Source organism: Nocardia sp. NPDC023733, assembly GCF_040639775.1.
Lineage (GTDB): Bacteria > Actinomycetota > Actinomycetes > Mycobacteriales > Mycobacteriaceae > Nocardia > Nocardia rosealba.
In genome coordinates, this window is record NZ_JBFAAN010000001.1 from 1,141,849 (window position 1) to 1,167,816 (window position 25,968).

Annotated in this window: 24 protein-coding genes; 18 read left to right on the forward strand and 6 right to left on the reverse strand. The window is 69.3% G+C overall.

Annotation, left to right across the window (positions count from 1 at the left end):
• Window positions 1-458: 458 nt before the first annotated feature.
• Entirely contained in the window at window positions 459-1,889 is a 1,431-nt protein-coding gene (rox, locus tag AB0F86_RS05215) for a rifampin monooxygenase (protein WP_356982131.1), read from the forward strand.
• A gap of 4 nt (window positions 1,890-1,893) precedes the next feature.
• Here the strand turns inward: rox and AB0F86_RS05220 are convergent, their stop codons facing one another.
• Window positions 1,894-3,045, reverse strand: a complete 1,152-nt coding sequence (locus AB0F86_RS05220) for an LLM class flavin-dependent oxidoreductase (RefSeq protein ID WP_356982133.1) — start codon at window positions 3,043-3,045, stop codon at window positions 1,894-1,896.
• Window positions 3,046-3,215: 170 nt separating this feature from the next.
• Between AB0F86_RS05220 and AB0F86_RS05225 the strand changes: the two genes are divergently transcribed.
• The 9 genes from AB0F86_RS05225 (at window position 3,216) to AB0F86_RS05265 (ending at window position 14,523) form a co-directional block, all read left to right on the forward strand.
• Window positions 3,216-4,715 carry an NAD(P)/FAD-dependent oxidoreductase gene (locus AB0F86_RS05225; RefSeq protein ID WP_356982134.1) on the forward strand — a complete coding sequence of 500 codons (1,500 nt, stop codon included), beginning with the start codon at window positions 3,216-3,218 and terminating at the stop codon, window positions 4,713-4,715.
• A gap of 166 nt (window positions 4,716-4,881) precedes the next feature.
• Entirely contained in the window at window positions 4,882-6,153 is a 1,272-nt protein-coding gene (locus AB0F86_RS05230; RefSeq protein WP_225280267.1) for a hypothetical protein, read from the forward strand.
• 2 nt (window positions 6,154-6,155) lie between these two features.
• Window positions 6,156-7,124, forward strand: a complete 969-nt coding sequence (locus AB0F86_RS05235; protein WP_356983730.1) for a glutamate ABC transporter substrate-binding protein — start codon at window positions 6,156-6,158, stop codon at window positions 7,122-7,124.
• The gene (locus tag AB0F86_RS05240; RefSeq protein WP_356982136.1) at window positions 7,121-8,290 is read left to right on the forward strand and encodes a hypothetical protein; all 1,170 of its coding nucleotides are present in this window, start codon (window positions 7,121-7,123) and stop codon (window positions 8,288-8,290) included. The genes AB0F86_RS05235 and AB0F86_RS05240 overlap by 4 nt, the downstream gene beginning before the upstream one ends.
• Window positions 8,287-10,686, forward strand: a complete 2,400-nt coding sequence (locus AB0F86_RS05245) for a tetratricopeptide repeat protein (RefSeq protein ID WP_356982138.1) — start codon at window positions 8,287-8,289, stop codon at window positions 10,684-10,686. Before AB0F86_RS05240 ends, AB0F86_RS05245 begins: the two co-directional genes overlap by 4 nt.
• Window positions 10,683-11,696 (forward strand): protein phosphatase 2C domain-containing protein, encoded by a 1,014-nt coding sequence (locus tag AB0F86_RS05250; RefSeq protein ID WP_225280264.1) that lies wholly within the window; start codon window positions 10,683-10,685, stop codon window positions 11,694-11,696. The genes AB0F86_RS05245 and AB0F86_RS05250 overlap by 4 nt, the downstream gene beginning before the upstream one ends.
• Window positions 11,693-12,982, forward strand: coding sequence for a VWA domain-containing protein (locus AB0F86_RS05255; RefSeq protein WP_225280263.1), 1,290 nt, complete (start codon window positions 11,693-11,695; stop codon window positions 12,980-12,982). Before AB0F86_RS05250 ends, AB0F86_RS05255 begins: the two co-directional genes overlap by 4 nt.
• Window position 12,983: 1 nt before the next feature.
• Window positions 12,984-13,634: an FHA domain-containing protein gene (locus tag AB0F86_RS05260; RefSeq protein ID WP_356982139.1), complete on the forward strand. Its 651-nt coding sequence runs from the start codon at window positions 12,984-12,986 to the stop codon at window positions 13,632-13,634.
• A 34-nt stretch (window positions 13,635-13,668) separates the two neighbouring features.
• Complete coding sequence (locus AB0F86_RS05265; protein ID WP_181696305.1) at window positions 13,669-14,523, forward strand: SDR family oxidoreductase; 855 nt, start codon at window positions 13,669-13,671, stop codon at window positions 14,521-14,523.
• Between the two features lie 7 nt (window positions 14,524-14,530).
• Here AB0F86_RS05265 and AB0F86_RS05270 read toward each other — a convergent pair whose 3' ends face one another.
• Entirely contained in the window at window positions 14,531-15,463 is a 933-nt protein-coding gene (locus AB0F86_RS05270) for a threonine/serine dehydratase (RefSeq protein WP_225280261.1), read from the reverse strand.
• Window positions 15,464-15,751: 288 nt separating this feature from the next.
• On the opposite strand from AB0F86_RS05270, the gene AB0F86_RS05275 reads away from it, so the two are divergent.
• The 5 genes from AB0F86_RS05275 to thpD all read left to right on the forward strand — a co-directional run bounded on the left by AB0F86_RS05275 (window position 15,752) and on the right by thpD (window position 19,656).
• Complete coding sequence (locus tag AB0F86_RS05275) at window positions 15,752-16,465, forward strand: response regulator transcription factor (RefSeq protein ID WP_067635442.1); 714 nt, start codon at window positions 15,752-15,754, stop codon at window positions 16,463-16,465.
• A 90-nt stretch (window positions 16,466-16,555) separates the two neighbouring features.
• Entirely contained in the window at window positions 16,556-17,080 is a 525-nt protein-coding gene (gene ectA, locus AB0F86_RS05280) for a diaminobutyrate acetyltransferase (RefSeq protein ID WP_356983732.1), read from the forward strand.
• 5 nt (window positions 17,081-17,085) lie between these two features.
• Window positions 17,086-18,354 (forward strand): diaminobutyrate--2-oxoglutarate transaminase, encoded by a 1,269-nt coding sequence (gene ectB / locus AB0F86_RS05285; protein WP_181696483.1) that lies wholly within the window; start codon window positions 17,086-17,088, stop codon window positions 18,352-18,354.
• A complete protein-coding gene (locus AB0F86_RS05290) occupies window positions 18,351-18,752 on the forward strand; it encodes an ectoine synthase (protein ID WP_181696303.1) in 402 nt (133 codons plus the stop codon). Before ectB ends, AB0F86_RS05290 begins: the two co-directional genes overlap by 4 nt.
• Window positions 18,739-19,656, forward strand: a complete 918-nt coding sequence (gene thpD / locus AB0F86_RS05295) for an ectoine hydroxylase (RefSeq protein ID WP_181696302.1) — start codon at window positions 18,739-18,741, stop codon at window positions 19,654-19,656. The genes AB0F86_RS05290 and thpD overlap by 14 nt, the downstream gene beginning before the upstream one ends.
• Here the strand turns inward: thpD and AB0F86_RS05300 are convergent.
• Together AB0F86_RS05300 and AB0F86_RS05305 are read right to left on the reverse strand one after the other, a co-directional pair.
• A complete protein-coding gene (locus tag AB0F86_RS05300) occupies window positions 19,644-20,516 on the reverse strand; it encodes a hypothetical protein (RefSeq protein ID WP_356982141.1) in 873 nt (290 codons plus the stop codon). The two genes, thpD and AB0F86_RS05300, sit on opposite strands and share 13 nt — an antisense overlap.
• Window positions 20,517-20,734: 218 nt before the next feature.
• Complete coding sequence (locus AB0F86_RS05305) at window positions 20,735-21,754, reverse strand: hypothetical protein (protein WP_356982142.1); 1,020 nt, start codon at window positions 21,752-21,754, stop codon at window positions 20,735-20,737.
• 58 nt (window positions 21,755-21,812) lie between these two features.
• Here AB0F86_RS05305 and AB0F86_RS05310 point away from each other — a divergent pair, with 58 nt between their 5' ends.
• The 3 genes from AB0F86_RS05310 to AB0F86_RS05320 all read left to right on the forward strand — a co-directional run bounded on the left by AB0F86_RS05310 (window position 21,813) and on the right by AB0F86_RS05320 (window position 24,001).
• A complete protein-coding gene (locus AB0F86_RS05310) occupies window positions 21,813-22,241 on the forward strand; it encodes a MarR family transcriptional regulator (RefSeq protein ID WP_356982143.1) in 429 nt (142 codons plus the stop codon).
• A 76-nt stretch (window positions 22,242-22,317) separates the two neighbouring features.
• On the forward strand, window positions 22,318-23,589 hold the full coding sequence (locus AB0F86_RS05315; protein ID WP_356982145.1) for a glycosyltransferase 87 family protein: 1,272 nt from the start codon (window positions 22,318-22,320) through the stop codon (window positions 23,587-23,589).
• Between the two features lie 94 nt (window positions 23,590-23,683).
• Window positions 23,684-24,001, forward strand: coding sequence for a DUF2795 domain-containing protein (locus AB0F86_RS05320; RefSeq protein WP_220138924.1), 318 nt, complete (start codon window positions 23,684-23,686; stop codon window positions 23,999-24,001).
• Between the two features lie 8 nt (window positions 24,002-24,009).
• On the opposite strand, the gene AB0F86_RS05325 is transcribed toward AB0F86_RS05320, so the two are convergent.
• Both AB0F86_RS05325 and AB0F86_RS05330 read right to left on the reverse strand, forming a co-directional pair.
• Window positions 24,010-25,110 (reverse strand): diacylglycerol kinase, encoded by a 1,101-nt coding sequence (locus AB0F86_RS05325; RefSeq protein ID WP_356982146.1) that lies wholly within the window; start codon window positions 25,108-25,110, stop codon window positions 24,010-24,012.
• 10 nt (window positions 25,111-25,120) lie between these two features.
• Window positions 25,121-25,912: an SDR family oxidoreductase gene (locus AB0F86_RS05330; RefSeq protein ID WP_356982148.1), complete on the reverse strand. Its 792-nt coding sequence runs from the start codon at window positions 25,910-25,912 to the stop codon at window positions 25,121-25,123.
• Window positions 25,913-25,968: the final 56 nt, after the last annotated feature.

Here is a 25,968-nt window from a genome sequence, read left to right on the forward strand (position 1 = left end):
GATGCCGAAATCGCTTGGGGGAGTTGGTGTGCGCGGTGCACGGCGTGCGGGCGAGCAGTGACAGCCGGATAATTTCGAGTACGGCGGGCGTCGTGTTCGTGCAGGTCGGGGCGAATTCGCCCGCGCTGCGCACGTGGAATCCTCGGTTACTCGCATCGGGTGCAGCCATGCATCGAGTGCAATATTCCGGCCGTGGTCGTGCCTACACCGCGTGATCGGGGTGCTCGACCGGTCTCGGTTCAGCGCACATCGCGGGGCAAGTGGAGGAGTGATTCCGGCGGGCGGACCGAAAAGCCTCGGCGGCCACGGAAAGAGTTCGGACAAGACAATGGCAAGGAGGTCGAACCACTCCCTGCCACTCTCAACATATAGCGCACCCCGGGTCTTGCCACAAGCCCCCGGTCGTCCTGCACAATCGCCTGCCTGAGCGTATGACCAGCGGAAACAGAGGTGGATTGATGATCGACGTGATTGTCGTCGGTGCGGGGCCGACGGGAATGATGCTGGCCGGTGAGCTGCGGTTGCAGGGTGCCGGGGTGGTCGTCCTCGACCGGGATCCGGCGCCGACCCCGGTCGTGCGCGCCCTCGGCCTGCACGCCCGCAGCCTGGAAGTCCTCGCCCAGCGTGGGCTGGTCGACCGGTTCCTCGCGCTCGGCTCGCGCCACCCGCTCGGCGGCTACTTCGCCGGCATCGCCAAACCCCAGCCCGCCGGCCTGGACACCACCTACCCGTTCGTGCTCGGGCTACCACAGCCCGTCACCGAACGCCTGCTCACCGAGCACGCCGTGGCGCTGGGCGCCGAGATCCGGCGGGGTACCGAATTGGTCGGCCTCACCCAGGACGAGCACGCGGTGACCGCCGAACTGGCCGACGGCTCCAGTCTCGTCGCGCGCTACCTTGTCGGCTGCGACGGTGGCCGCAGCACGGTGCGCTCGCTGGTCGGCATCGGCTTTCCGGGCGAACCGAGCCGGGCCGACACCCTGCTCGGCGAGATGCGATTGACCGCGCCGCCGGAAACGGTAACCGCCGTGAACACTGAGGTGCGCCGGACCCAGCTGCGGTTCGGCGCCGGACCGATCGGCGACGGCTTCTATCGCGTGGTCGTGCCCGCCGCCGGTGTCGCGCGGGACCGTACCGTCGTACCCACCTTCGACGAACTGCGGCAGCAGCTCATCGCGACCGCGGGCACCGATCTCGGTGCGCACGCCCCGCGCTGGATCTCGCGGTTCGGCGACTCCACCCGCCTGGCCGACGAGTACCGCCGCGGCCGTGTGCTACTCGCAGGCGATGCCGCGCACATCCATCCGCCGCTCGGCGGCCAGGGCCTGAACCTGGGCATCCAGGACGCGATGAATCTCGGGTGGAAACTCGCCGCCGAGGTCGCCGGCTGGGCACCACCAGGACTGCTCGACAGCTACGCCGCCGAGCGCCGCCCGGTGGCCGCCGACGTCCTGGACAACACCCGCGCCCAGATGGCGCTGATCTCGCTCGATCCTGGTGCCCAGGCGGTTCGCCGGGTGCTGTCCGAACTGATGGACTTCGAAGGGGTCACCCGGCACCTGATCGAGAAGATCATCGCCACCGGTATCCGTTACGACCTGGGCGACGGCCACGACCTGCTCGGCAGGCGGCTACCCGACAGGGAACTGGCCGACGGCCGCCTCTACGACCACCTGCACGCGGGCCGTGGCCTCCTGCTCGACTCGTCCGGCGGGCGGTCGGTGACGGGCTGGGCCGACCGCGTCGATCACCTGATCGACGAGTCCGTCGACCTGCCCGCCGTGCTGCTCCGCCCGGACGGACACGTCGCCTGGGTCGACGACGGCGGGCACGACCTCACGGCGAGCCTCACCCGCTGGTTCGGCGAGGCCACGGCGACGATCGGCTGAAACGTCAGTGGGCCGCCGCGGTGAACGGGGTGACGGCTGGTGGCGCGGCAACCCGGGAAGGGTGCTGCCACAACCCTTTTCGTTCCAGAATCGGCAGCACCCCCTCGCCGAACCAGTACGCCTCCTCTAGATGCGGATATCCGGAGAGGATGAAGTGGTCGATGCCGAGCGCGGCGTACTCGAGCAGCCGCTCGGCCACCTCCGCGTGGGAGCCGACCAGCGCCGTGCCCGCCCCGCCGCGCACCAGGCCGACGCCGGCCCACAGGTTCGGGGCGATCTCGAGGTTGTCGGTGCGCCCGTTGTGCAAGCGCGCCATGCGCCGCTGCCCCTCGGACTCGCTGCGGGCCAGGCTCGCCTGCACCCGTTCGATCTCGCCGGGCGCGATGCCCGAGAGCAGCCGGTCGGCCTCGGCCCACGCCTCGGCGGCGGTGTCGCGGGTGATGACGTGCACGCGCAACCCGAAGTCGACCGACCGGCCTTCGAGCGCGGCGAGACCACGAATCCAGTCCAGCTTCTTCGCCACCGCGTCCAGTGGTTCACCCCAGGTCAGATAGGTATCGGCATAGCGTGCCGCGACCGGACCCGCCGGGCCGGACGACCCACCGAAGAACACCGGCGGGACCGGATCGGGTCGCGCGCTGAGCAGCGCCTCGGTCACCCGTAGATGCTCGCCGGTGAACGTGACCGGCTCGGTCGAACGCCACAGTTCACGCACGATGTGCAGGAATTCCCCGGTCCGCGCGTACCGCTGTTCCTTGTCGAGGAAATCGCCGTACGCCTGCTGCTCCTTCGGTTCCCCGCCGGTGACCACGTTGAGCAGCAACCGGCCGCCGGAGTGGCGCTGGAAGGTCGCGGCCATCTGCGCGGCCAGGGTCGGGCTGACCAGGCCGGGCCGCAGGGCGACCAGAAATTTGAGCGTCTCGCTGGTCTGCACCAGCATCGCGGTGGTGAGCCAGGCGTCCTCGCACCAAGCCCCGGTGGGGGTCAGTACGCCGGTGAAGCCGTTGTCCTCGGCGGCGGCGGTGAGCTGATTGAGATAGCGCAGGGTGGCCGGCCGGTCACCGGACATGAAACTGCCGTGCCCGCCCGCGACCAACCCCCGCGAATCGCCGTAGGTGGGCAGGAACCAATGGAACGACAGTGGTTGCTTACTCATGGCAACGATGCTGACCGGCGCATCCGATGAGGTCACGCATTGTGCTCACCGTGCGCACAACTCCCACCCGCCGCACGGAACTAGACGTAACCATGCGAAACACGTAACCTCGTGGCAGGCTCGGGCGACGGTGCCCGGGCGGCGACGACCCTACGAAACGAGTTTCCTCAATGACGCGGCATGTCGACGTACTGATCATCGGCGCTGGCCTGTCCGGAATCGGCACGGCCTGTCACCTCATTCGCGAGCAGACCGGACGCAGCTATGCGATCCTCGAGCGCCGCGAGAACATCGGTGGCACCTGGGACCTGTTCAAGTACCCCGGCATCCGCTCCGACTCCGACATGCTCACCTTCGGCTTCGGTTTCCGCCCCTGGATCGGCACCAAGGTGCTGGCCGACGGCGCGAGCATCCGTCAGTACGTCGAGGACACCGCCAAGGAATACGGCGTCACCGATCACATCACCTTCGGCCGCAAGGTCGTGCACCTGGACTTCGACCGCGACGCCGCGCAGTGGACCGTCACCGCCCTGATCGAGGCCACCGGTGAGACCGAGACCTGGACCGCGAACTTCGTCGTCGGCGCCAGCGGCTACTACAACTACGACAAGGGCTACCAGCCCGAGTTCCCCGGTCAGGACGACTTCAAGGGCCGGATCGTGCACCCGCAGCACTGGCCCGAGGACCTCGACTACACCGGCAAGAAGGTCGTGGTCATCGGATCCGGCGCCACCGCCATCACGCTGATCCCGTCGATGGCCGACAAGGCCGCCCACGTCACCATGCTGCAGCGTTCGCCCACCTGGATCCAGGCGCTGCCGTCGGACGACCCGGTCGCCATCGGGTTCAAGAAGACCCGCGTGCCCGACATGATCGCCTACAAGATCGGCCGCGCCCGCAATATCGCCCTGCAGCGCGCCAGCTTCCAGCTCTCGCGGACCAACCCCGAGCTGGCCAAGAAGCTGATGCTGGCCCAGGTGCGCCTGCAGCTCGGCAACAAGGTCGACCTGCGGCACTTCACCCCGTCCTACAACCCGTGGGATCAGCGGCTGTGCGTGGTTCCCAACGGCGACCTGTTCAAGGTGCTCAAGAGCGGTAAGGCCGACATCGTCACCGACCGCATCGCCACCTTCACCGAGAAGGGCATCCGCACCGAATCGGGCCAGGAGCTCGAGGCCGACATCATCGTCACCGCCACCGGCCTCAACGTCCAGATCATGGGCGGCGCGACGATGTCGATCGACGGCAACCCGGTGAAGATGAACGAGACGGTCGCCTACAAGAGCGTGCTGTACTCCGACATCCCGAACTTCCTGATGATCATCGGCTACACCAACGCCTCCTGGACGCTGAAGGCCGACCTGGCCGCCGCCTACCTGTGCCGGGTGCTCAACATCATGCGCGACCGGGGCTACAGCACCTTCGAGGTGCACGCCGATCCGGAGGACTACGCCGACGAGTCGCTGATGGGTGGCGCCCTCACCTCGGGCTACATCCAGCGCGGCAACGGTGAGATGCCGCGCCAGGGCAAGCGTGGTGCCTGGAAGCTGGTGAACAACTACTACCGCGACCGCACGCTCATGCACAAGGCGCCCATCGAGGACGGTGTGCTGCGGTTCAGCAAGACTCGCTCGGCCGCGCGACCCGACGAGCAGGTCGCCAGCGCCTGACCGGCCGACCGCACGGGCCCGTCGCACCGGAAGGTGCGGCGGGCCCGTTGCTTTTGCCTGGTGAATCGGGTTGCGCGAGCGCCTTTCCCGCGCGCGGGCGAATTATCGGCCGCTCCCGTAGGATCGCGATCGAAGACACCGCCCGGGGAGAAGTGAGGAGGACGGTGTGGGATCTCGCCTACCGGCGACCATCCGTGACGCGGGGACGTGGTTGCGGCGGTTCGCCGCGACGACACCGGGGGTGATCGGGGTTGTCCTCGTCCTCACCACCCTGGCCTGTCTGATCGCGGGATCGACTGCGGGACAACAGCTCGACGCCAAGATCGTCCGCTCCGAGCAGGTGCTCGATCGCACCGAACCACTGGCCTTCGCCGCGCAGAGCCTCTACGTGTCGCTCTCGGCCGCCGACGCGGGTGCCGCCACCGCGTTCCTGTCCGGTGGCATCGAATCACCGCAGGTGCGCGACACCTACGAGCAGGCGCTCGCCGAGGCCGCCGCCGCCCTCGCCGAGGCGACGGCAGGTGCCACCGACGCCAAGACCAGGGCGATCGTGGCCCGCATCGCCGCCGATCTGCCCACCTACACCGGTCTGGTGGAGACCGCGCGCGCCAACAACCGCCAGGGTTTCCCGGTCGGCTCGGCCTATTTGCGCCAGGCCTCCGATCTCATGCAGACCTCCCTGCTGCCGCACGCCGAGCAGCTCAACGAGGCACGCTTCGCCGCCGTCCGCGACGATCAGCAGCGCATCGGTGCCCTGCCGCTGACGTCGATCCTGTTGCTGCTGCTGGTGTTGCTCGCCTGCGCGGTGGCCTCGGTGATCCTGCTGCGCCGCACCAACCGCCTGGTGAACCCCGGTGTGGCTCTGGCTGCCGCGGCGGCCGCGCTCGCCCTGTTGTGGACCGTCGGTTCGACGCTCACCGCCGCCCAGCTGCTCGACACCGGTGACTCCGGTGCGGGCGCGCGGGTGGAGAACCTGGCGGGGGCGCGCATCCTCGCCCAGCAGGCCCGCACCGACGAGACCCTCGCGCTCATCACCCGAGGCGACATCACCGCACCCGAGGCATCCTTCCGCACCCACACCGCCGACCTGGAACAGCGCCTGGCCGCCGCCGGTGCCGCCGACTCCGATGCCGCACGCGCGCTGACGAATTGGAACGCCGGACACAACGCCCAGCGCACCGCCTACGAGAAGGCCGACTTCACGGGCGCGGTCACCCAGGCCATCGGAACCGGCCCCGAGAGCTCGGCCACGAGCTTCACCCGCCTCGACAGCGAACTGCGCGACGCCCTCGCCCAGGCACGCACCGATCTGCGCGACGGCGTCGACGACGCGCGAACGGCCCTGACGCTGAGCCCCTTCGGCACCCTGCTGCTGTTGCTCGCCGCGGCCGGTGCGGTGGTCACGGGCCTGTGGCCACGGTTGAAGGAGTTCCTGTGAGCATTCGTCGTTACCGGTTCGCGCTGGTTCTCGCCGCGACGGCCGTCCTGCTCGCGGGCTGCGGTGACGCACCCGCGCCGTCATCGATCGAGGCCACCGCCGTCGCGCCACCGCTGCCGGGCGCCGAGGCGATCACCTCGGCACCGACCGCCGAGGGCACCGGATCCTGCGATACCGAGGCCACCTTGGCGCCGCGCGCACAGCCGCGACCGGGGGCGATGCCCGCCGGATCGGCGATGGCCGCGATCGTCGCCAACGGCAGGTTGCGGGTGGGTGTCGACCAGAACACCTACATGTTCGGGTTCCGCAATCCGTCCACCGGGCGGCTAGAGGGCTTCGACATCGACCTGGCCCGCGAGATCGCCCGCGATCTGTTCGGCGACCCCGATCGCATCGAGTTGCGTTCGGTGACCGCCGCCGACCGCATCCAGCTGCTGCAGGAGCGCAAGGTCGACATGATCGTTCGCACCTTCTCCGCCACCTGTGAACGGCGCCGCGACGTCGACTTCTCGAGTGTGTACTACCGTGCGGCCCAACGCTTCGCGGCACCGCGCGGCGCCGGTATCGCCTCCGGCGCCGACCTGGCGGGCAAACGGGTGTGTGTCACCAAGGGCACCACCGCGGCCGCGCCGCTGTTCACCCTGCCGACCCCGCCGACCGTGCTCGGCGTGACCAACTGGACCGATTGCCTCGTCGCGCTGCAGCAGGGCACCGTCGACGCGATCAGCGGCGACGAACCGATCCTGTCCGGTCTGGTCGCCCAGGACCGCAACCTCGAACTCGTCGGTGCGCCCATCGGTTCGGGGGCCTACGCGGTCGGTGTGCCCAAGGGCAGCGACGAGTTGGTGCGTTTCGTCAACGGCGTGCTCGAACGGATCAGCGGCGACGGCACCTGGGAACGGATCTACGCCCAGCATCTGTCGGCGCTCGGTCCGTCGCCCGGCGCACCCGCGCCGAGGTACGCCGGATGAGTTCGCCGATACTCGGCACCGCCGAGATCGATCGTGAACTGGCCGGGCGCATCGCGGAATTGGCGACGGTGAGCAGCACCCTGCTCGAATTGGACCGGCATCCCGGCATCGCCCTGGTGCGCCGCTACCCACCGGAGGGGGAGACCGCGCGCCGATGGGCGCCGGTGGAGAAGGCGCTCGGCGAACTCTTCGACAACCTCGCCCGCGTGCGCGCCATCCTCACCGAGGCCGAGACGGTGCGTGGCCGCGGCCGGATCGATGACCGCGCCCGCGCCCGGCTCACCGACCTGCTGCGGGGGCGTCCGCACGAAATCGCCCGTGTGCCGGTGCCGTTGGCACAGCGCGGGCTCACCGGGCCGAGCGAAACCGTGGTGACGGTCGGGATCGCCGACTGTCTCGACCGCATGCGCGCGGCCTTCGCGTTTGTCGCACCGTTCGCCGAGGAGGTCGAGGCCGTCGACCGGCAGGTACTCGGCGCCCTCGCGCCCTTGCAGCAGCGGGTGGAGCGGGCCAACGGCGCCTTGGCCGCGGCCACCGAACCCCTGGCCGCCCTGCTGCGCCGCGCGGGCACCGACCCGCTCGGCTTCGCACCCGGTGAGATCACCTCGGCACTGGCCTCGCTCATCGAGCTGATCGAGGCCGAAACCGTCCGCAATGCCGAATTCCTCTCGGTGGCAACCGATCTCCCTGCCGCCATTGCGGCACTTCGGGCCCGGCTCATCGACCTGGCCGATGCACAGCGTCGCGCGGACGACACCGCCGCCCGCGCCGAACGCAAGGTCAACACCGGACCGCTGCCGCCCGGCGGCGCGCCGGTCGCGACCTTGCTCGCCGAGCTGTCGACCCTCGGCGAGGAACCGACCCGCTCGACCGTCGAACACCTGCTCGCCCTGCGCCTACGTGCCGACGACGCGGCCGACAAGACCGCGCGCCGAGCGGAATTGGCGCAGGGTCTGCTCGATCGGCGGGCCGAGCTGCAGGGCAGGCTCGCCGCCTATCGTGCCAAGGCCTCGCGCCTGGGTGTGGCCGAAGAGCGCGATGTGCTCGCCGCCGACCGCATCGCCGCCGGCCTGCTCACACGCACACCGTGCGATCTGGCCGCCGTCACCCGGGCCGTCGCCGACTATCGTTCGATCATCGGGGAGAAAGCGGGGCGGACAGCATGATCTGTAGTGAACCGGGTTGCGGCGGTGTGATCGAGGACGGCTACTGCGCCGTCTGCGGCACCGCGCCCGTGGCGGCCGCCGTCCACGGCGCCGCACCGGCCCCGCCCCGGCGTTCGGGCCACACCACGGCCGTCCGGCGAACACCTGCCCCGACGGTCGGCACCTCGACCGGTGCCGCTCCGAAGGTCACCGCGCCCGGACTCTGTGCCGAAACCGGCTGCGGCGGAACGATCGTCGACGGTTACTGTGACACCTGCGGCACCGCGCCCGCCCCGATCAGCGCCCCCGTGCACAGCCCGTCGGCGGCGACCATCAGCGCCAACCGCACCTCGAGCCGTTCGGTGCGCACCCGCTCGGGCTCGGCGCGATCGGCGGCGCGCGGCCGGCTCGGCGCCGGACTGGTGGAGGTGCCGCCGGTACCGCGCGTGGATCCCGCGTCGGCGGTGCTCACCGACCCCAAGGTCCCCGAATCCGACCGCTACTGCGGCCGGTGCGACAAACCGGTCGGCCGGACCAACGACGGAATCCCGGGCCGTACCAGCGGTTTCTGCCCGCACTGCGGTACCCGCTACTCGTTCGTGCCGCGCCTGCAACCCGGCGACCTGGTGGGCGGACAGTACAAGGTCGAAGGCGCCCTGGCGCACGGCGGGCTCGGCTGGATCTACCTGGCCACCGACATCCGCGTCAACGACCGCTGGGTGGTCCTCAAGGGCCTCATCGACACCGGCGACAGCGACGCGCAGGCCGCCGCCCTGGCCGAACGGCGCTTCCTCGCCGAGGTGGACCACCCCAATATCGTCAAGATCCACAACTTCACCGAACACGCCGACGCCGACGGCGAACCGGTGGGCTACATCGTGATGGCCTACGTGGGCGGCACCTCCCTCAAGCAGATCCTGCGCGACTACCGCGCCGCGCACAACGCCTACCTGCCACCGGCCAGGGCCATCGCCTATGTGCTGGAAATGCTGCCCGCCCTGGGCTATCTGCACGCGCGCGGCTGGGCCTACTGCGATTTCAAACCCGACAACGTGATGCAGACCGAGGAACGCCTCGAACTCATCGACCTCGGCGCCGTGATCGCCATGGACGACACCACGTCCCCGATCTACGGCACCCTCGGCTACCAGGCACCCGAGATCGCCGAAACGGGCCCGACCGTGGCCACCGAGATCTACACAGCCGGCCGCACTCTCGCGGTGCTGATGATGCGGGTGCCCTCGGTGGACGGCCGCCTCGGACCACTGCCAACGCCCGACACCGAACCGCTGCTGGCCCGCCACGATTCGCTGTACCGGTTCCTGCTGCGTGCCACCGACCCCGATCCGCTGGCCCGGTTCGCCTCGACGAGTGAGATGGCCGACCAGCTCACCGGTGTGCTGCGCGAGGTCCTCGCCGCCGAGGACGGTGTACCGCGCCCGGGCATGTCGGCAGTCTTCGGTCCCGCCCGCGCTGTCTTCGGAATCGAAAGCGCCACACCCGAACCCGCCGCGGTCGTCGCCGCGCTGCCCGCGCCGCTCGTCGACCCGGGCGACAGTGGCGCCGCGCTGCTGGCCACCACCGACGCCGCGACCCCCGCCGAACTCGAACAGGCACTCACCGCGGGTCTGCGCGCGGTGGTGACCGGCGCCGGGGAATCGGTGGAGATCCCCCTGCGCCTCGTGCGCGCTGAACTCGAGGCAGGCGAGGCCGACGCCGCCCTCGCGCGGCTCGCCGGTCTGGATCTGGATTTCGACTGGCGCACGGTGTGGTATCGCGCGCAGGCCGCCCTGCTGAAGGGCGACTACAGCAGCGCCGCAGCGGATTTCGAGGCCGTCTACGCCGCGCTGCCCGGCGAGCCCGCGCCCAAACTCGCCCTGGCCGTCGCGCTCGAGCACGGCGACCGGCCACGCGAAGCGCTCGCACTCTACGACTTGGTCTGGTGCACGGACCACACCTATCTGTCGGCGGCCTTCGGCGCCGCCCGGTTGCGCCGCGCCGACGGTGACCGCGCCGGTGCGGTGCGGGTGCTCGACCAGGTCGAACGCACCTCGTCGATGTACACCGAGGCCCGCGTGCGCGCCGTGGAGACGCTGCTGGCCGATCGTGGTCCGGCCGAACTGGACGAAGCCGCGTTGCGCGAGGCGGGGGAGCGGGTCGAGCACCTGCGCCTCGACTCGCGTGCGCGCACCGCGCGGGTGCGCATGCACGTGCTCGAGGCGGCACTGAACTGGATCCGGTCGGGACAGCGGCCGAGTGCACCAGGCAAGCTGTTGGATGTGGAATTCACCGAAGTGGGAGTGCGGACGGGGTTGGAACGATGCTTGCGGACATTGGCGCGCGAAGCCGACGACATGTGGACCCGCTTCGTGCTGGTGGATCAGGCCAACAACGTGCGCCCCAGGACCACGCTGTGACCGCCGCGGGTTGCCCGGACTGCGCGGGTGCGGCGCGGGCGGGATACCGGTATTGCGAGAGCTGCGGTCGCGAACTCGGGGTGCGCAAGGCGGCCCTGCCGGTGCACGATCCGGTCACGGTGCCGCAGTGCCCCACCTGTGGGGAACGACGCTACGAGGCCGGGCTGTGCGTGGTGTGCCGCACCCCGAAACCGGTTCCGGACCGTTTCGAGGAAGACCTCGGCCCGGTGTACATCCTCACCGATCGCGGAATCAGCCACTCCCGCAACGAGGACGCGGTCGCTGCCGCCGTGCGCGACGGTGACGGCGTGCGGGTGATCGTCGTCAGCGACGGCGTCTCGACCTCCCAGGACCCCCAGGCCGCCTCCGGCACTGCCGCCCGCACGGGCGTCGACGCGGTGCTGGCCGCGCTCGCCGACGGCCGCCCCGCCCCCGATGCCGTGATGGCCGGACTGGCCACCGCCGTCGCCGCGGTGCGGGGCATGTCACGCACCCCCGAGTACGCGCCCTCGTGCACCTACGTCTCGGCGATCCTGCGCGACACCCCTGAGGGCACCGAGATCACCGTCGCCAATGTCGGTGACAGCCGGGCGTTCTGGCTCGCCGCGGGCGATCCGACGGCCTCGCGCAGGCTCAGCGTCGACGACTCGTGGGCCCAGGCCCTCGTCGACGCGGGCGCCATGGACGAGGAAGCCGCCATGCGCGACCCACGCGCGCACACCCTGCTGCGCTGGCTCGGCGCCGACGGCGGCGAGGCACCGTGGTCGGCGAACTGCCTGCAGAGCATGCTCGTCACCGAACCCGGCACCCTGCTGTTGTGCACCGACGGGCTGTGGAACTACCTGCCCGATCCGGTCGCGCTCGCCGGGTTCACCGTCGAGACCACCCCCCAGGCCGCGGCCCGCGCCCTGGCCGACTTCGCGCTCGACAGCGGCGGCAGCGACAACATCACGGTCGCGCTCGCCCCCGTGCCCGCGCGTGCCGCTGTACCCGATCCAGGAGTGTCATGAGTTCCCCTGACAGCGCAGGCATTTCGGTCGCCGTCGACCAGAACGAATTCCTCGCCGAGGGCGCGAGCGTGGTCGACGCGGTGCTCACCGTCACCACCGGCCCCGAACTGGCCGCCGTCGCCACCCCGCCGCCCCGGCTCGAGATCCTCATCATCGACTGCTCCGGGTCGATGGGGCACAAGCGCAAGTTCGAGAACGCGCGCACCGCGACGCGCGCCGCGCTCGACGAGATCCCCGACGGCACCGCCTTCGCCATCATCGAGGGCACCGAGTCCGCGCGGATGATCTACCCCACCGGCGCGCTGTCGGCGCCCGCCGACCACACCCACCGCACCGCCGCCAAGCGGGCCCTCGATCGATTGCGGCCCGACGGTGGCACCGCCATGGGGTCCTGGCTCGCCCTTGCCCGCCAGGTCGCCGCCGGGCATCCGGGTGCTCAGGCGCACGCCATCCTGCTCACCGACGGTAAGAACGAACACGAGACCCCCGAGCAGTTGGCCACCGAACTCGACCGCGCCGAAGGGCTTTTCGTCTGCGACTGCCGTGGTGTCGGTGCCGACTGGGCGGCGGCCGATCTGCACAAGATCTCCTCGAAGCTGTCCGGCGGCGCCGATATCGTCGCCGATCCCAAGGACCTGGCGGCCGATTTCGCCGCCATGATGCGCTCGTCGGCGGCCCGGGTGATCCCGGAACTCACCCTGCGCGTGTGGACTCCGGCGGGTGCGCGGGTGCGCATGGTCAAGCAGGTCGCACCGGTGCTGGAGGACCTCACCGGGCGGCGTACCGATTCCGGTGCGCAGGTGGGGGACTACCCGCTGTCGTCGTGGGCGGCCGAGGAACGCGAATACCACCTGCAGATCGAACTGGAACCGGCCGCGCCCGGGCGGGAGAAGCTGGCGGCCCGTCTCAGCGTGCTTGCGGGTGAGGACGTGCTCGGTCAGGGACTGGTTCGGGCGGTGTGGACCACCGACTCCACCCTGTCGACCAGGATCAGCACCCGCGTCGCCCACTACACCGGCCAGGTCGAACTCGCCCAGGCCGTCCAGGAAGGCCTTGCCGCGCGCCGCGAGGGCGACTTGTCCACGGCCACCGCGAAATTGCGCCGCGCGGTGGAACTGGCCGCCGCCTCGGGACACGAGTCCACCGCCAAACTGCTTCGCACCGTCGTCGAGGTCGACGAGAAGGACGGGACGGTGAAGCTGCGCGGTCAGGTCGCGGCCGCCGACGAACTCGCGCTCGACATCCGCTCGACCAAGACCACCCGATTGCGGTCGGAGGGTTCCTGACATGGCGGTGTGCGCGGACGGTCACCAGACGCAGGCCACCGACTACTGCGATGTGTGCGGGTCGGCACTCACCGGTGTCCCGGCAGCCGATCCGGCCGATCTGCGCCTGTGCCCCGCGTGTTCGGTGCCGACCAGCGGACGCTTCTGCGAGAACTGCGGATACGACTCGGCCCTGCCCGCGCCACCGCCATCGCACACCGACGCGCCGCCCGTCGGTGCACCCGACGTCGCCGGTGAACGCGCAACCGTGTGGGTGGCCAGGGTTTTCGCCGACCGCGAGTTCTACGACCGGGTGCAGGCCCGCAAAGGTCCCGACGCCGACCGGGTGGCGTTCCCTGGTTTCTACCCCGAACGCCGGATCGAGTTGCGCGGCAGCGAGTTCCTGATCGGCAAACGTTCGGCGTCGCAAGGCATCGTGCCCGAGATCGACCTCGGCATCGCCCCGGCCGACCCGGGTGTGTCGCGTGCGCACGCCCTGTTGCGCGTCGGGACCGACGGCGCGCTCACCGTCACCGACCTCGGCTCGACCAACGGGACTAGCCTCGACGGCACCGAGACACCGCTGTCGCCACAGGTTCCGGTGCCGTTGCGGGCGGGTAGCCGCCTGCACGTCGGCGGCTGGACGACCATAACCATCGATACCCTGTCGTAGACGGGAACATCGAGCGAACCGTAGGGTCGGGGCCATGACGAAGTTCGACGGGAAGACCTGTTTGATCACCGGCGCCGCCAGCGGTCTCGGCCGGGCCACCGCCTTCGCGGCCGCCGCCAAGGGCGCGTCGCTGGTGCTCACCGACATCACCGCCGACACACTGGCCGCCACCGCCGAGGAACTGCGCGCCGCCGGTGCCACCGTGCACCTGGCCCATCCCGCCGATGTGAGCGACCATTCGGCCGTCGTCGGGCTGGCCGCACACACCTTCGAGGCCGTCGGGCACGTCGACATCGTGATGAACGTGGCGGGCATCGCCACCTGGGGCACCGTCGACAAACTCACCCATCAGCAGTGGCGGCGCACCATCGACATCAACCTCATGGGCCCCATCCACGTCATCGAGGAGTTCCTGCCACCGATGATCGCCGCGCGGCGTGGCGGTCACCTGGTGAACGTATCCTCGGCGGCCGGACTGTTCGGGTTGCCGTGGCACGCGCCCTACAGCGCGACGAAGTTCGGGCTGCGCGGTGTGTCGGAGGTGCTGCGGTTCGACCTACGCAGGCACAAGATCGGCGTCAGCCTCGTGCTTCCCGGGGCGATGGCCACCCCGATGGTCGACAGCGTCGACATCGCGGGCGTCGACCGCGACAACGCCGCGCTGCGCAAGGCCATCGGCCTGTTCCTGCGCCATGCCGTCACGCCGGAACAGGCCGCCGACGCGGTGATCCGCGGTGTGGAACGCAACCGCTACTGGGTCTACACCTCCCGCGACATCCACCTCGCCCATTGGGGCCAGCGCTACGTCCCGTATGGCTACACGCTGGCCATGCGCGGCCTCAATGCCGCCATGACCAACTACGCCACCAAGAACGAACTGGTGCGCTGAGCACCCCTCACACCAGGTCCGACGGGTCGGTGTTGGCCCCGCACAGGATGACGCAGACCCGCTCGCCCTCGGCGGGTCGGTAGGCCGCACCGGAACCGGTGTCGCGCAGCGCCGCCAGCGCGGTCGCGGCACCGTTCTCCACGGCGATCCGGTGCTCGTCCCATAGCTGTCGGCGCGCAGCGCGAATCGTGTCGTCCTCGACCAGCACCGACACCACGTCCGGGTGCTGGGCGGCGGCCAGCGCCATCTCCGACACGTTCGGCGCGCCCAGCGAATCGGCGGCGATCGAGTCGACGCTCACCTGCACCGGACGGCCCGCCTCGAGTGCGGCGTTGAGCGAGCGGCAGCCCACCGGTTCCACCGCGACGGTGCGGATGCCGAAATGCTGTGCGGCGACAGCGGTTCCGGTGAACAGTCCGCCGCCGCCCACCGCGACGACCACCGTGTCGAGATCGGGCACGCGCTGCTGGATCTCGCGCATCAGCGTGCCCGCGCCCGCCGCGATGAGCGGGTGATCGTAGGCGTGCGAGAACAGCGCTCCGCTGTCGGCCGCGAACTCCTGGCACGCGGCCAGCGCCTGCTTGTACTCGGGACCGATCAGTCGTACATCGGCGCCCAAGTCACGAAGTCGACGGATTTTGACCGGCGGCGCCGATTCGGGCAGAAACACGGTCGCGGGCACGCCCGCTTCCCGCGCCGACCACGCGCACGCGAGTCCCGCATTGCCGCCTGAGGCGATCGTCACACCGGCGGCGGGCAACTCTCCGGCGGCGCGCAGGAAGTTCTGCGCGCCACGCGCCTTGAAAGTCCCGGTGAACTGCAAGAACTCCAGCGCGAACCAGAGCGGGGAATCCCCAGGTCCAGCGGGTGCAACCGTCACCGGGCGAACCCGGCCCTCGATCCGCGCGGCGGCGGCCTCGATGTCGTCGAAAGTGGGCATCACCCCGTCGACTATGCCACCGCGCGCAGCATCCCGACCGACCTTCGGAACCGTACAAATCGGGCACGAATTGTTACGGCGGGTTTACGCGACGAGTGCTCTGGGTAAGTAACGGATTGGTAACAAGCTCGAAAGCGGGATGTCGTGTCGGTCTGGGGACGCGAATTCCCCAGGTGTACCGGCCGCACGCACGAGCGTGTCAGCAAAGGAAGTGCACATGAGCGAGCATTGGCAGAACACAGCCGCATCGGCGGTCACGGTCGCGCCGGGCGGCAGCGAGGTGCGAGGATGACCGCCAACTTGATGATCGTCGACGACGATGTGCAGATGCGGGGCGATCTGCGCCGCGCGATGGAAGACGAGGGCTACGCCGTGGCCGAGGCAGGCGTCCCCGAGGACGCCCTCGACCGGCTCCGCAACGACGGCCCGCCCGACCTGATGATCGTCGACCTGATGCGCGGGGCCACCGACGGCTTCGACTGCATCCGCGAGATCCGCCGCGACCACGACGTGCCGATCATCGTGATCAGCACCAGGTACGACACCCACGACGTGGTCGCCGCCCTGGAAGCCGGTGCCGACGACTTCGTCAGCAAACCGTTCGAGATCAAGGAGATCACCGCCCGGATGCGCGCCCTGCGCCGCCGCGCCAGGATCGCCGCCGAACGCGACGCCACCCCCGAAGTCGTCCTCGACGACGACCCGGTGCGTCCCCTCGTCCTCGCGGCCGACGCGGGCGCGGTGCGCCGTGGCAGCGAGGAACTGCACCTCACGGTCACCGAGTTCCGGTTGCTGTGCGAACTCGCCGAGACCCCCGGCCGCGTGCTCAGCCGCGCGGTGCTGCTCGAAAGAGTGTGGGATCAAGGCTTTTTCGGTGACGAACGCATCGTCGACGTCCACGTGCGCCGGTTGCGCACCAAGATCGAGCGCGACGCCTCGGATCCGCGCATCGTGGTGACCGTGCGCGGGCTGGGCTACCGGCTGGATATCCAGCCGCAGTAAACGATTCGTCATACAACCGCAAAGAGCTCGACACAAAGACCGTAAAGTCTCTTAGTCAAGGTGGAATGTATGCCGAGTCCGACTATGTCCATGGAGCCGACCGATACCGCGGCGGCTCGAGGTTCGGAAATTATTCTCAGACACCCGAGATTGGGTGACGGTGCCCAATTGTGGCGCATCGCGCGCGATTCCCGCGTACTCGACGTGAATACGAGCTACGCCTATCTGCTGTGGTGTCGTGATTTCGAGGCGACCTCCATGGTCGTCGAATGTAGCGGGCAGGCAGTGGGATTCGTGATCGGGTATGTTCGTCCCGATGCGCCGGACACGCTTTTCGTCTGGCAGATCGCCGTCGACGCCGAATTCCGCGGCCGGGGTCTGGCCGCGAAACTCCTGCACGCCCTGCTCGATTCCGTGGCACCCGCCGGGATCAACACCCTGGAAACGACGATCTCTCCCGATAATTCCGCTTCCCAGGCGTTGTTCTCCGCGGTGGCCCGCGAACGCGGCGCGCAATTGCGTACCGAGGAACTATTCGAAGCACATCATTTTCCGGATTCCCACGAAGCCGAGCACCTCTACATTATTTCGCCCGCTCAGCGCCAGGAGGCATGATCATGATCACGACCACCGACACCAGCATTTTCGAAGCGATGGAATCGAACGTGCGTGGCTACTGCCGCGACTGGCCCGCCGTGTTCACCACCGCCGAAGGTGCCTGGATCCGCGATGAGCAGGGCCGCGACTACCTCGACTTCTTCGCAGGCGCAGGCGCGCTGAACTACGGCCACAACAACCCGGTGCTCAAGAAGGCGCTGCTGGAATACATCGGGAGCAACGGCATCACCCACGGTCTCGATATGTCGACCGTGGCCAAGCGTGAACTGCTCGAGACCATCCGCGAAACCCTGCTCACCCCGCGCGGGCTCGATTACAAGGTGCAGTTCCCCGGGCCCACGGGCGCCAACGCGGTCGAGGCGGCGCTCAAGCTGGCCCGCAAGGTCACCGGCCGCAAGACGATCCTGAGCTTCACCAACGCCTTCCACGGCATGACGCTGGGCGCGCTGTCGGTCACCGGCAACGCGGCCAAGCGGGCGGGTGCCGGTGTGCCGCTCGAGCACGCCACCCCGATGCCCTACGACGGCTACTTCGACAACACCATCGAGGACTTCGGCTGGATGCAGCGGGTGCTCGACGACAGCTCCTCGGGTTTCGACCGCCCCGCCGCGGTGATCGTGGAGACCGTGCAGGGTGAGGGCGGTGTGAACCTGGCCCGCGCCGAGTGGCTGCGCCACCTGGCCGGCCTGTGCGCCGCGCGCGACATCCTGCTCATCGTCGACGACGTGCAGATGGGTTGCGGCCGCACCGGCCCGTTCTTCTCCTTCGAGATCGCGGGCATCACCCCCGACATCGTCACCCTGTCCAAGTCGATCGGTGGCTACGGCCTGCCGATGGCGCTGGTGCTGCTCAAGCCCGAGCACGACCAGTGGGCTCCCGGTGAGCACAACGGCACCTTCCGCGGCAACAACCCCGCCTTCGTCACCGCGACCGCCGCGCTGCGCGAGTACTGGTCCGACGACAAGCTGGCCCGGCTCACCGCCGCCAACGGCGAGTACATCGGCCGCACGCTCTCGGCCGTGGCCGAGCGGCACGAGGGCATCACCACGCGCGGTCGCGGCATGGTGCACGGCATCGTCTTCGACGACCCGTCGCAGGCGGGCAAGGTCTGCCGCACCGCGTTCGAGCAGGGTCTGCTGGTGGAGACCTCGGGTTCGATGGACGAGGTCGTGAAACTGCTGCCGCCGTTGACGCTGCGCAGCGACGAGCTCGACCGTGGTCTTTCGGTGCTGTCGGACAGCATCGACACCGTTTGTGGTGGTGCCGCATGATCGTGCGCACCACCGCCGAGATCACCGGAACCGACCGCGATGTGGCCGGTCCCGGGTGGCGAAGCAAACGTATCGTGCTCGCGGGCGACAAGGTCGGGTTCTCGTTCCACGAGACCACGATCGAGGCCGGGACCGTGCACAAGTTCCACTACCAGAACCATGTGGAGGCGGTGTGGCTGGTCGAGGGCGAGGGTGAACTGCTCGACCTCGAGGACCAGACCGTGTACCCGCTCGGTCCCGGTTCGATGTACCTGCTCGACGGCCACGAACGTCATCAGGTCACCGCCCGCACCACGCTGCGGATGTTGTGTGTGTTCAATCCGCCGGTCACCGGCCGCGAGGTACACGACGAGAACGGGGTGTATCCGCTGATTATCGAGGAGGATGCCAGTGTCTGATCGGTCCGACCGCTACCCCACGCGGTTGTCCGAGCCCGCCCCCCACATCGAGCGCACCGATCCGACGGTGTGGGGGCAGGTGCGTACACCCGAGCTGGCCGAGTTCGACGCGAACGGTTTCGCGACGATCCCGGATCTGCTCAGCGCGGACGAGGTGGCGGCTTTCGGGGCCGAGATAGGGCATCTGGCGGCCGACCCGGTGCTCTACGGCGACGAGCGAGTGATCGTGGAACCCGTTGCCGGACAGGTCCGGTCGGTGTTCCAGGTGCACCGGCTCAGCAAGCCGATCGCGGAACTGCTCGCCGAGTCGCGCATCGTCGGGCTCGCCGAGCAGATCCTCGGTTCCCCGGTGTATCTGCATCAGAGCCGGGTGAACTACATGCCGGGTTTCGGTGGCAGCGGGTTCGGCTGGCACTCCGATTTCGAGACCTGGCACGCCGAGGACGGGATGCCGACCCCGCGCGCGGTGAGTCTGTCGATCGCGTTGACCGACAACTACCCGTTCAACGGGTCGCTGATGGTGATGCCGGGTTCGCATCGCACGTTCGTGCCGTGTCTGGGTGAGACGCCGGAGGGTCATTACCGGGAGTCGCTGCGCGAGCAGCGCATCGGGATCCCGACCAACGACGACATCACCTTCCTCGCCGCGCGCTACGGCATCACCCAGTTCACCGGCAAGGCCGGCTCGGCGCTGCTGTTCGATTCCAACCTGATGCACGGGTCGTCGAACAACATCACGCCGTATGCCAGGTCGAACATCTTCCTGGTGTTCAACAGTGTCGAGAACGCCCTGGTCGAGCCGTTCGCGGCGCCGCAGCGCAGGCCGGAGCACATCGCCGCACGTGATTTCACGCCCGTGCGGTCGTTATCCGCCGAGCGGCACCTGGTGGATCAGGTGCGCTGAGGCAGCTCGGCCAGGCAGGCCGCGGCCCGGGGATCCTCGTGGGCCGCGGCCTGCCACCAGGTGCGGGCGGCGCCGATATCACCGACGTGCAGGGCGAGCAGGCCCAGGTCGTAGGCGGCGGCGCTGTTTCCGGCCTCGGCGGCTTGTGCCCAGAGCACACGAGCCGAGTCGTGTTCTCCCCGTGCGAACATGGCCGAGCCCAGGTCGTGCAGCGCGCGTCCGACATTCTGCTCCGCGTATGGCTGCCGGGTCGGTTCGGCGGAGACGGCCGGCTGCACGCGCGCGGTCGGCCGGGCGTACAGGGGCGGCTCGGCCTGGACGAGGGGCTGGGCGCCCATTCGTGGCAACTGATCGGTCGGTGCGGGATCCGTGTCGGCCCGGGTGAGTTCGACGACGAGTTCGTTGAAGTCGGGGGTACCCGGGCCGGTGCTGCACCACAGCGTCGACGCGCCGTCGGGCAGCAGATCGACGACCATGCCGTAGTTGCCGGTCCACGACTGCTGCGGGCCCGCACCGGCCACCCAGACGGGCGTGAGGGTGAACAGGGCGTCGGGCGCCTCGGCGGTGACCGTGATGTCGATGCCCGCCGCGAGCGCGTCGGACCAGATGTCCACCCCTCCGAGGGTTCGTCCGCCCAGATGCACATGGCCGTCGGTGACGGTTAGCCCAAGGCCGAGGCCGGATACGTCGGCGGGCGGCATCACCGACAGTGCGCGCAGCCGTAGTGCGGTCGTCCCTGTGGGTAGTGCCTCGGTGTACATCGGGTACACGTCGGCGCCGCACCAGTCGATGGGATCGGCCCCGGTGTAGCGGTGCTCGAGCGGCACGTCACCGGGGCGTTGTGCGCCAGGACGATTCATCGGTGCAGCCCACCCTTTCCGACGTAGTACCCCCTGCATCGGTCGCGCGCTACACCGTACCCGCGTCCCACCCCGAACGCGGCCGGATTCATGACACGGAATCGGTCATCTCACCTCGTCGTAATCCGCCCGCGGCCCGCCGATCCGGCGCTCCGCTCCCCAGTTCACCGAACCGATCTCGGCCCGCGCTCGCTCGGTTGTGGCGCAGTCACCACGGTTCAGACGGCGGCCGATTCGCCGATCTCCTCCTCGACCGCACGCTCGGTGACGGGTTCAGGCGCATGCCGCGCCTCGTACTTGCCCGCGACGGCGACGAGCAGCACGCCGACCGCCAGCCACACGAACAACCCCCCGAGGCGTGCGCTGAAACCGGCGCCACCGTCGAAGTACAGCAGGCTGCGCAGACCTTCGACGAAATCGGCACCGTTCCAGAACGAATGCAGCGCGCCGAAGAATCCGTTCTGCAGTTCCGGCCGGTAGACACCGCCGGAGGTGGTGAAGTTGAGCATCACGAAAAGGGTGATCAGGGCGAGCGTGGTCCAGCGCTTCAGGAAGGTGTGCAGGCCGACACCGATCAGGATGATGCCCGCGGAATAGAGCCAGGCGATGCCGAACACGCTGGCGAAGTCGCTGTCGATCACCCCGAACACCGGGCCCGCTACGACGACACCGATCAGGCTCACCACCATCGCCGTCACCACGCCGATCGCCGCGCGCACCCGCATCCGCAGCATCGCGCCCGCGGCGCCGATCACCGCGACACTGCCGTAGGAGCCGACACTCAACGCCACCAGCAGGAAGAACAGGCCCTGCCCGGTCGGATCGCCCTCGGCCTTGCTCGTCACGTCGGTGACGACCAGCGGCACGCCCTGATGGTCGGCAACCGAACGGAACGCCACCTCGGCGGCCATCGCGCTGGTGTCCGAACCGGCGGTGGCCACGAGCAGTTCGGGGCGCGCGGCATCGGGCACATAGGCGCCGACGAGGTCGCGCTCGTGCAGCAGGTCCGTCGCGGCCTCTCGGGTGGGCACGGTGATGACGTCGACGCCCTCACCGCCCCGGTCCTGCATCGTCTGGGCGAGCACCATCGCCTGCGGGGAATCACCGACGACGGCCAGCGCCAGATGGTTAGGCGTGGGCTGATGGAAGGCTCCGAGATAGGCCAGGGCCATGCCGAGGCACATCAGCAGGGGAGTGAGCAGGTGGCCGGCGAGGTGCCGCAGCTGGGTGACGGTCATCGAGGGAAGTCTCCAAGAAGGTTGGTAAATGCAACTATAATTGTTGTATCGTACAACCATGACTGAGTCAGAGGCAAGGGACGACGCCGTCGATGTCATCCAGCGGGAGCTGACCGCCTTCTCCCGCCGCGCCCGTGGCCGCGCCGCCGAACTGCACCCGGAATTGAGCCTGGTCGCCTACAGCATCCTCGACCTCGTCCTCGAACGTGACGGCTGCCAGGCCGCCGACGTGGCCGCACAGTTCCTGCTCGACAAGTCGACCGTCAGCAGGCAGGTCGGGGCGCTCGAGCAGCTCGGTTACCTCGAACGCGAAATCGACCCCGCCAACCGGCGCAACCACATCCTGCGCGCCACCCCCGAGGGTCGCGCCGTCGCACGCAAGGCCGAACGCACCCGCCGAGCCGCCTTCACCGCCCGGTTCGCGGACTGGCCCGACGAGGATGTGCGCACCCTGGCCCGCCTGCTCGTCCGCTACAACCAAGGCTGAGCGGGGTGTAGTGCGCGTCACTGTCGCCGAAGGTCGGTGCCCCGACTCGGGCCCTCGGTCGGTATAGTCGCCGCGGATGAGTAGTGACACCACCCACCCCGCGCAACCGACCCCACGCCCGATCAATCGAGCCTGGTGGCTGGTGCCGGTGTTGCTCGGTGTCGTCGCGGTGGTGTGCATGCGGACCCCGCTGTGGCCGTTCGAACCGTACTCCGGCGCCTTCATCGACCTGCAGGTGTATCGCCTCGGGATCGAGGCCATGCGCGACGGCGCCGACATGTACGGACAGCTCCCCAAGACCAGTGTCGGTATCGGACTGCCGTTCATCTATCCGCCGTTCGCCGCGATCGCGCTCGCGCCGTTCGCGTTGCTGCCGTGGGGTGCGGCCAAAACCCTCTACGTCGCGGTGTCGGTCGCCGCGCTGGCCTGGACCCTGTATCTGGTCGCCCGCCGCTACAACCCCGATCGCAAGCAGGTCGCCCTGCTGATCACCGCCTGCGCGCTGCCGGTCGCGATGCTGCTCGAACCGGTGCGCGCCACCATCGACTTCGGCCAGGTGAACCTGCTGCTGATGGTCCTGGTCGCCACCGACTGCCTGCTGCCCAAGACCCGCTACCCGCGCGGCATGCTCATCGGCCTGGCCGCCGCCGTCAAGCTCACGCCCGCCGCGTTCGTGCTGTTCTTCCTCGTCCGCAAGGACTACAAGGCCGCCGCCACCGCGGCAGCGACCGGTGCGATCGCCACCCTCGCCTCGTTCGCGATCCTGCCGACGGAGTCCGTGCGCTACTGGTTCGGCGGCCTCGGCAACGTCTCGGGGCTGAGCGGTTCGGCCTTCCACACGAACCAGTCGATTCAGGCGGTACTGGCCCGCCTGCACGTCACGGGCCTGCCGTTCGACGCCCTGTGGTTGTTCTTCGGTGCACTGCTGCTCGCCCTCGTCGTGGTCGCCATGCGCAAGGCCGCGGACGCTCCCGCGATCGCCCTCGCCCTCAACGCCGTCTTCACCCTGCTGCTGTCGCCGATCTCGTGGTCGCACCACTGGGTGTGGATCGCCCCCGCGCTGCTCGCCATCGTCTGCCACGCCCGCACCCTGCCCGCCGCGAGCGCGCGCGGCTGGTATGCCACGGCCGTCGTGGTCGCCGCCGTCTTCGTCATCGCGCCGCACAGTTTCCTGCCCGACGGCGAACACCGGGAAACGTCGTGGACCTGGGATCAGCACCTCATCGGCGATACCTATGTGTGGTTGGCGGTGGCGCTGGTGGTGCTGTTCCTCGTCACCGGCAGGCGCGCGGATCGCAAGTCCGTCGCCGTGGAGCCGGCCCGCCCGGAAGTCATCCCCGCCGCCTGAGGACCGCCCTGTTTGAGGCCGGTCCGCCCGGGTATTTCGGCAGCCGTTCGAGGAAACTGACGAAGGTCGCTTCGGCGCCCGGAAAGGTTCCGTGATGGTGACTACCGATGTGCAGCGGGTCGAGCGAGCGTTGTCGGAGGTGGATTTCCCGGCGAACAAGGACGACCTGGTGCGGTGCGCGACCGACGCGAAAGCCGACCAGGACACGGTGCGCGCCCTGCGCGCCATCCCGCCGGTGGCCTACGCGAACATGACCGAGGTCCTGCAGTCGGTGACCCTCGACGACGGACGATCCGAGGCGCAGCGAATGGCACAGAGCCGCGATCACGCCCACCCCGGTGTGGCGGAGCGCGATCGCGAGGTACCGCCGAACCCGATCGTCGAGGAACTGGGGGAGAACCGCGACAGCTGACGCGGGCGTTACTCCCCGGCGCCGGGCGGGATCCTTCGCGCATCCGCCAGCCCGGTGCCCGTCACCAGCGGTAGGTCGAGCGTGGTGCGGATGCCCGGCGGTGCGGCGACGACGGCGGGGATGGCGTTGACCAGGCGCATCGCGGTGCCGACGAGGCTGGCGTGGTTGTGGTCGCCGTGGTCGCTGAACATGGCCAGATCGAGGGTGTAGTTCGGCTCGCCGGTGACCTCCACCCGATAGGAACCACCGGTCCGGGCGGGCTGCGGCCAGTCGGGCGCGAGATCGGCGCGCAACCGGGTGACGTGCTCGAGCACCGTGACAGCGCGATCACCCACCATGCCGCGCACTTCGAACCGCAGCGCCGCCGCCGTACCCGCCTCGATGGTGCCGGAGTCGATGTCGAAGGTCTCCGGGGCGGGCAACCGCTGGTACTCCTGGGTGACGGCGTCGAGTTCGATGCCGAGCCCGGCCGCGAGCTGCCGCACGACGCTGCCCCACGCCAAGGACAGCACCCCCGGCTGCAACAGCAGCGGCGTCTCGGTCATCGGCTTGCCGAACCCCATGATGTCGAACATGACCGCCGGGTTGTCGTAGGTCGAGTAGTCGACGATCTCGAGGCAGCGCACCTGCTCGACGTACCGGCAGGTGCCGAGCAGAGCGAGGGGGAGCAGATCATTGGCGAACCCGGGATCGATCCCGTTCACGAACAGCGACGAAGCACCTTGTGCCGCGGCCTGTTCGATGGGATCGAGCAGTTCTGCCGGGAGCACACCCCACGGGTACTGCAGGAACACCGGCGCGCTCGCCACCACATTGATGCCCGCGGCGAGCAGCCTGCGCAGGTCTTCGAGCGCCTCGGGTAGCCGGTTGTCGGTCATCGCGGTGTATACGACACAGTCGGGACGGCGAGCCAGTACCTCCTCGATGCCGGTGGTGGCCCGCACGCCGGACGGGGTGGCGAGTCCTGCCAGTTCGGCCGCGTCGAGGCCGACCTTGTCAGGTCCGGAAACATGGACCCCGATCAGCTCGAACCGCGGGTCGGCGAGCACGCCCGTCAACGCGTGCCGACCGACATTGCCTGTACCCCAGTGGATTACGCGAACAGTCATGATGTGGTCCTCACAGATCGGGAAGCGGAATCGTCAGATTGGGTGCGATGAGCCCGCCGTCGACCTCGAGCACCTTGCCGGTGAGAAACGACCCGGCAGGGGAGGCGAGATACACCGCTGCCGCCGCGATATCGGTGGGCTCTCCGAGGCGCCGCAGCGGCGTCGCCTGTTCCATCTGGCCGCGCATCTGCTCGTTGCCCGCGACGATCGCCAGCGCCGAGGTGAGGATGGACCCGGGTGCGATGGCGTTGACCCGCACCCGCGGGCTCAGATCGGCCGCGGCGGTGCGTGTGTAGTGCGCCAGCGCGGCCTTGGCCGTCGCGTACGCGGCGAACGCGCGTCCCGGCAACCGGCCCATGGTCGAGGTGATGTTGATGATCGAGCCGCCCTCGGCCGTGGCGAGCATCCTCGGCACCGCGGCCCGCACCAGGGCGTGCGCGGTGCCGACATTGAAGGCGAAGGCCTCGGCCAGGTCCTCGGGAGTGGTATCGAGCAACGGTTTCGGCAGGGCCCCGCCCACATTGTTGACGGCGATATCGAGGCGCCCGAACCGCTCGACCGCCACCTCGGCGAGCGCGGCGGCGGCCGCCGGGTCGGCGAGGTCGGCGACGACGATCTCTGCCCGCCGGCCGGTGGCCGCCACCTGTTCGGCGACCGCACGCAGATCCGACTCGGTCCGCGCCGCGATCACCACATCGGCGCCCGCCTCCGCGAATCCGACGGCGATCGCGGCCCCGAGTCCGCGTCCTGCTCCGGTGACGACGGCGACCCGGTCGTCGAGCCGGAAGTGATCGAGAATCATGAAAGCCCCTCAGGCGTCGAATATTCGACTAATGTGTGGCGAATAGTCGAAGCAGT

Bases quoted from the DNA above. Each gene is read 5' to 3' on its own strand.
- rox (WP_356982131.1), top strand. From the start codon at position 459: ATGATCGACGTGATTGTCGTCGGTGCGGGGCCGACGGGAATGATGCTG.
- AB0F86_RS05220 (WP_356982133.1), bottom strand. From the start codon at position 3,045: ATGAGTAAGCAACCACTGTCGTTCCATTGGTTCCTGCCCACCTACGGC.
- AB0F86_RS05225 (WP_356982134.1), top strand. From the start codon at position 3,216: ATGACGCGGCATGTCGACGTACTGATCATCGGCGCTGGCCTGTCCGGA.
- AB0F86_RS05240 (WP_356982136.1), top strand. From the start codon at position 7,121: ATGAGTTCGCCGATACTCGGCACCGCCGAGATCGATCGTGAACTGGCC.
- AB0F86_RS05245 (WP_356982138.1), top strand. From the start codon at position 8,287: ATGATCTGTAGTGAACCGGGTTGCGGCGGTGTGATCGAGGACGGCTAC.
- AB0F86_RS05255 (WP_225280263.1), top strand. From the start codon at position 11,693: ATGAGTTCCCCTGACAGCGCAGGCATTTCGGTCGCCGTCGACCAGAAC.
- AB0F86_RS05260 (WP_356982139.1), top strand. From the start codon at position 12,984: ATGGCGGTGTGCGCGGACGGTCACCAGACGCAGGCCACCGACTACTGC.
- AB0F86_RS05265 (WP_181696305.1), top strand. From the start codon at position 13,669: ATGACGAAGTTCGACGGGAAGACCTGTTTGATCACCGGCGCCGCCAGC.
- AB0F86_RS05270 (WP_225280261.1), bottom strand. From the start codon at position 15,463: ATGCCCACTTTCGACGACATCGAGGCCGCCGCCGCGCGGATCGAGGGC.
- AB0F86_RS05275 (WP_067635442.1), top strand. From the start codon at position 15,752: ATGACCGCCAACTTGATGATCGTCGACGACGATGTGCAGATGCGGGGC.
- ectA (WP_356983732.1), top strand. From the start codon at position 16,556: ATGGAGCCGACCGATACCGCGGCGGCTCGAGGTTCGGAAATTATTCTC.
- AB0F86_RS05290 (WP_181696303.1), top strand. From the start codon at position 18,351: ATGATCGTGCGCACCACCGCCGAGATCACCGGAACCGACCGCGATGTG.
- thpD (WP_181696302.1), top strand. From the start codon at position 18,739: ATGCCAGTGTCTGATCGGTCCGACCGCTACCCCACGCGGTTGTCCGAG.
- AB0F86_RS05300 (WP_356982141.1), bottom strand. From the start codon at position 20,516: ATGAATCGTCCTGGCGCACAACGCCCCGGTGACGTGCCGCTCGAGCAC.
- AB0F86_RS05305 (WP_356982142.1), bottom strand. From the start codon at position 21,754: ATGACCGTCACCCAGCTGCGGCACCTCGCCGGCCACCTGCTCACTCCC.
- AB0F86_RS05310 (WP_356982143.1), top strand. From the start codon at position 21,813: ATGACTGAGTCAGAGGCAAGGGACGACGCCGTCGATGTCATCCAGCGG.
- AB0F86_RS05315 (WP_356982145.1), top strand. From the start codon at position 22,318: ATGAGTAGTGACACCACCCACCCCGCGCAACCGACCCCACGCCCGATC.
- AB0F86_RS05320 (WP_220138924.1), top strand. From the start codon at position 23,684: ATGGTGACTACCGATGTGCAGCGGGTCGAGCGAGCGTTGTCGGAGGTG.
- AB0F86_RS05325 (WP_356982146.1), bottom strand. From the start codon at position 25,110: ATGACTGTTCGCGTAATCCACTGGGGTACAGGCAATGTCGGTCGGCAC.
- AB0F86_RS05330 (WP_356982148.1), bottom strand. From the start codon at position 25,912: ATGATTCTCGATCACTTCCGGCTCGACGACCGGGTCGCCGTCGTCACC.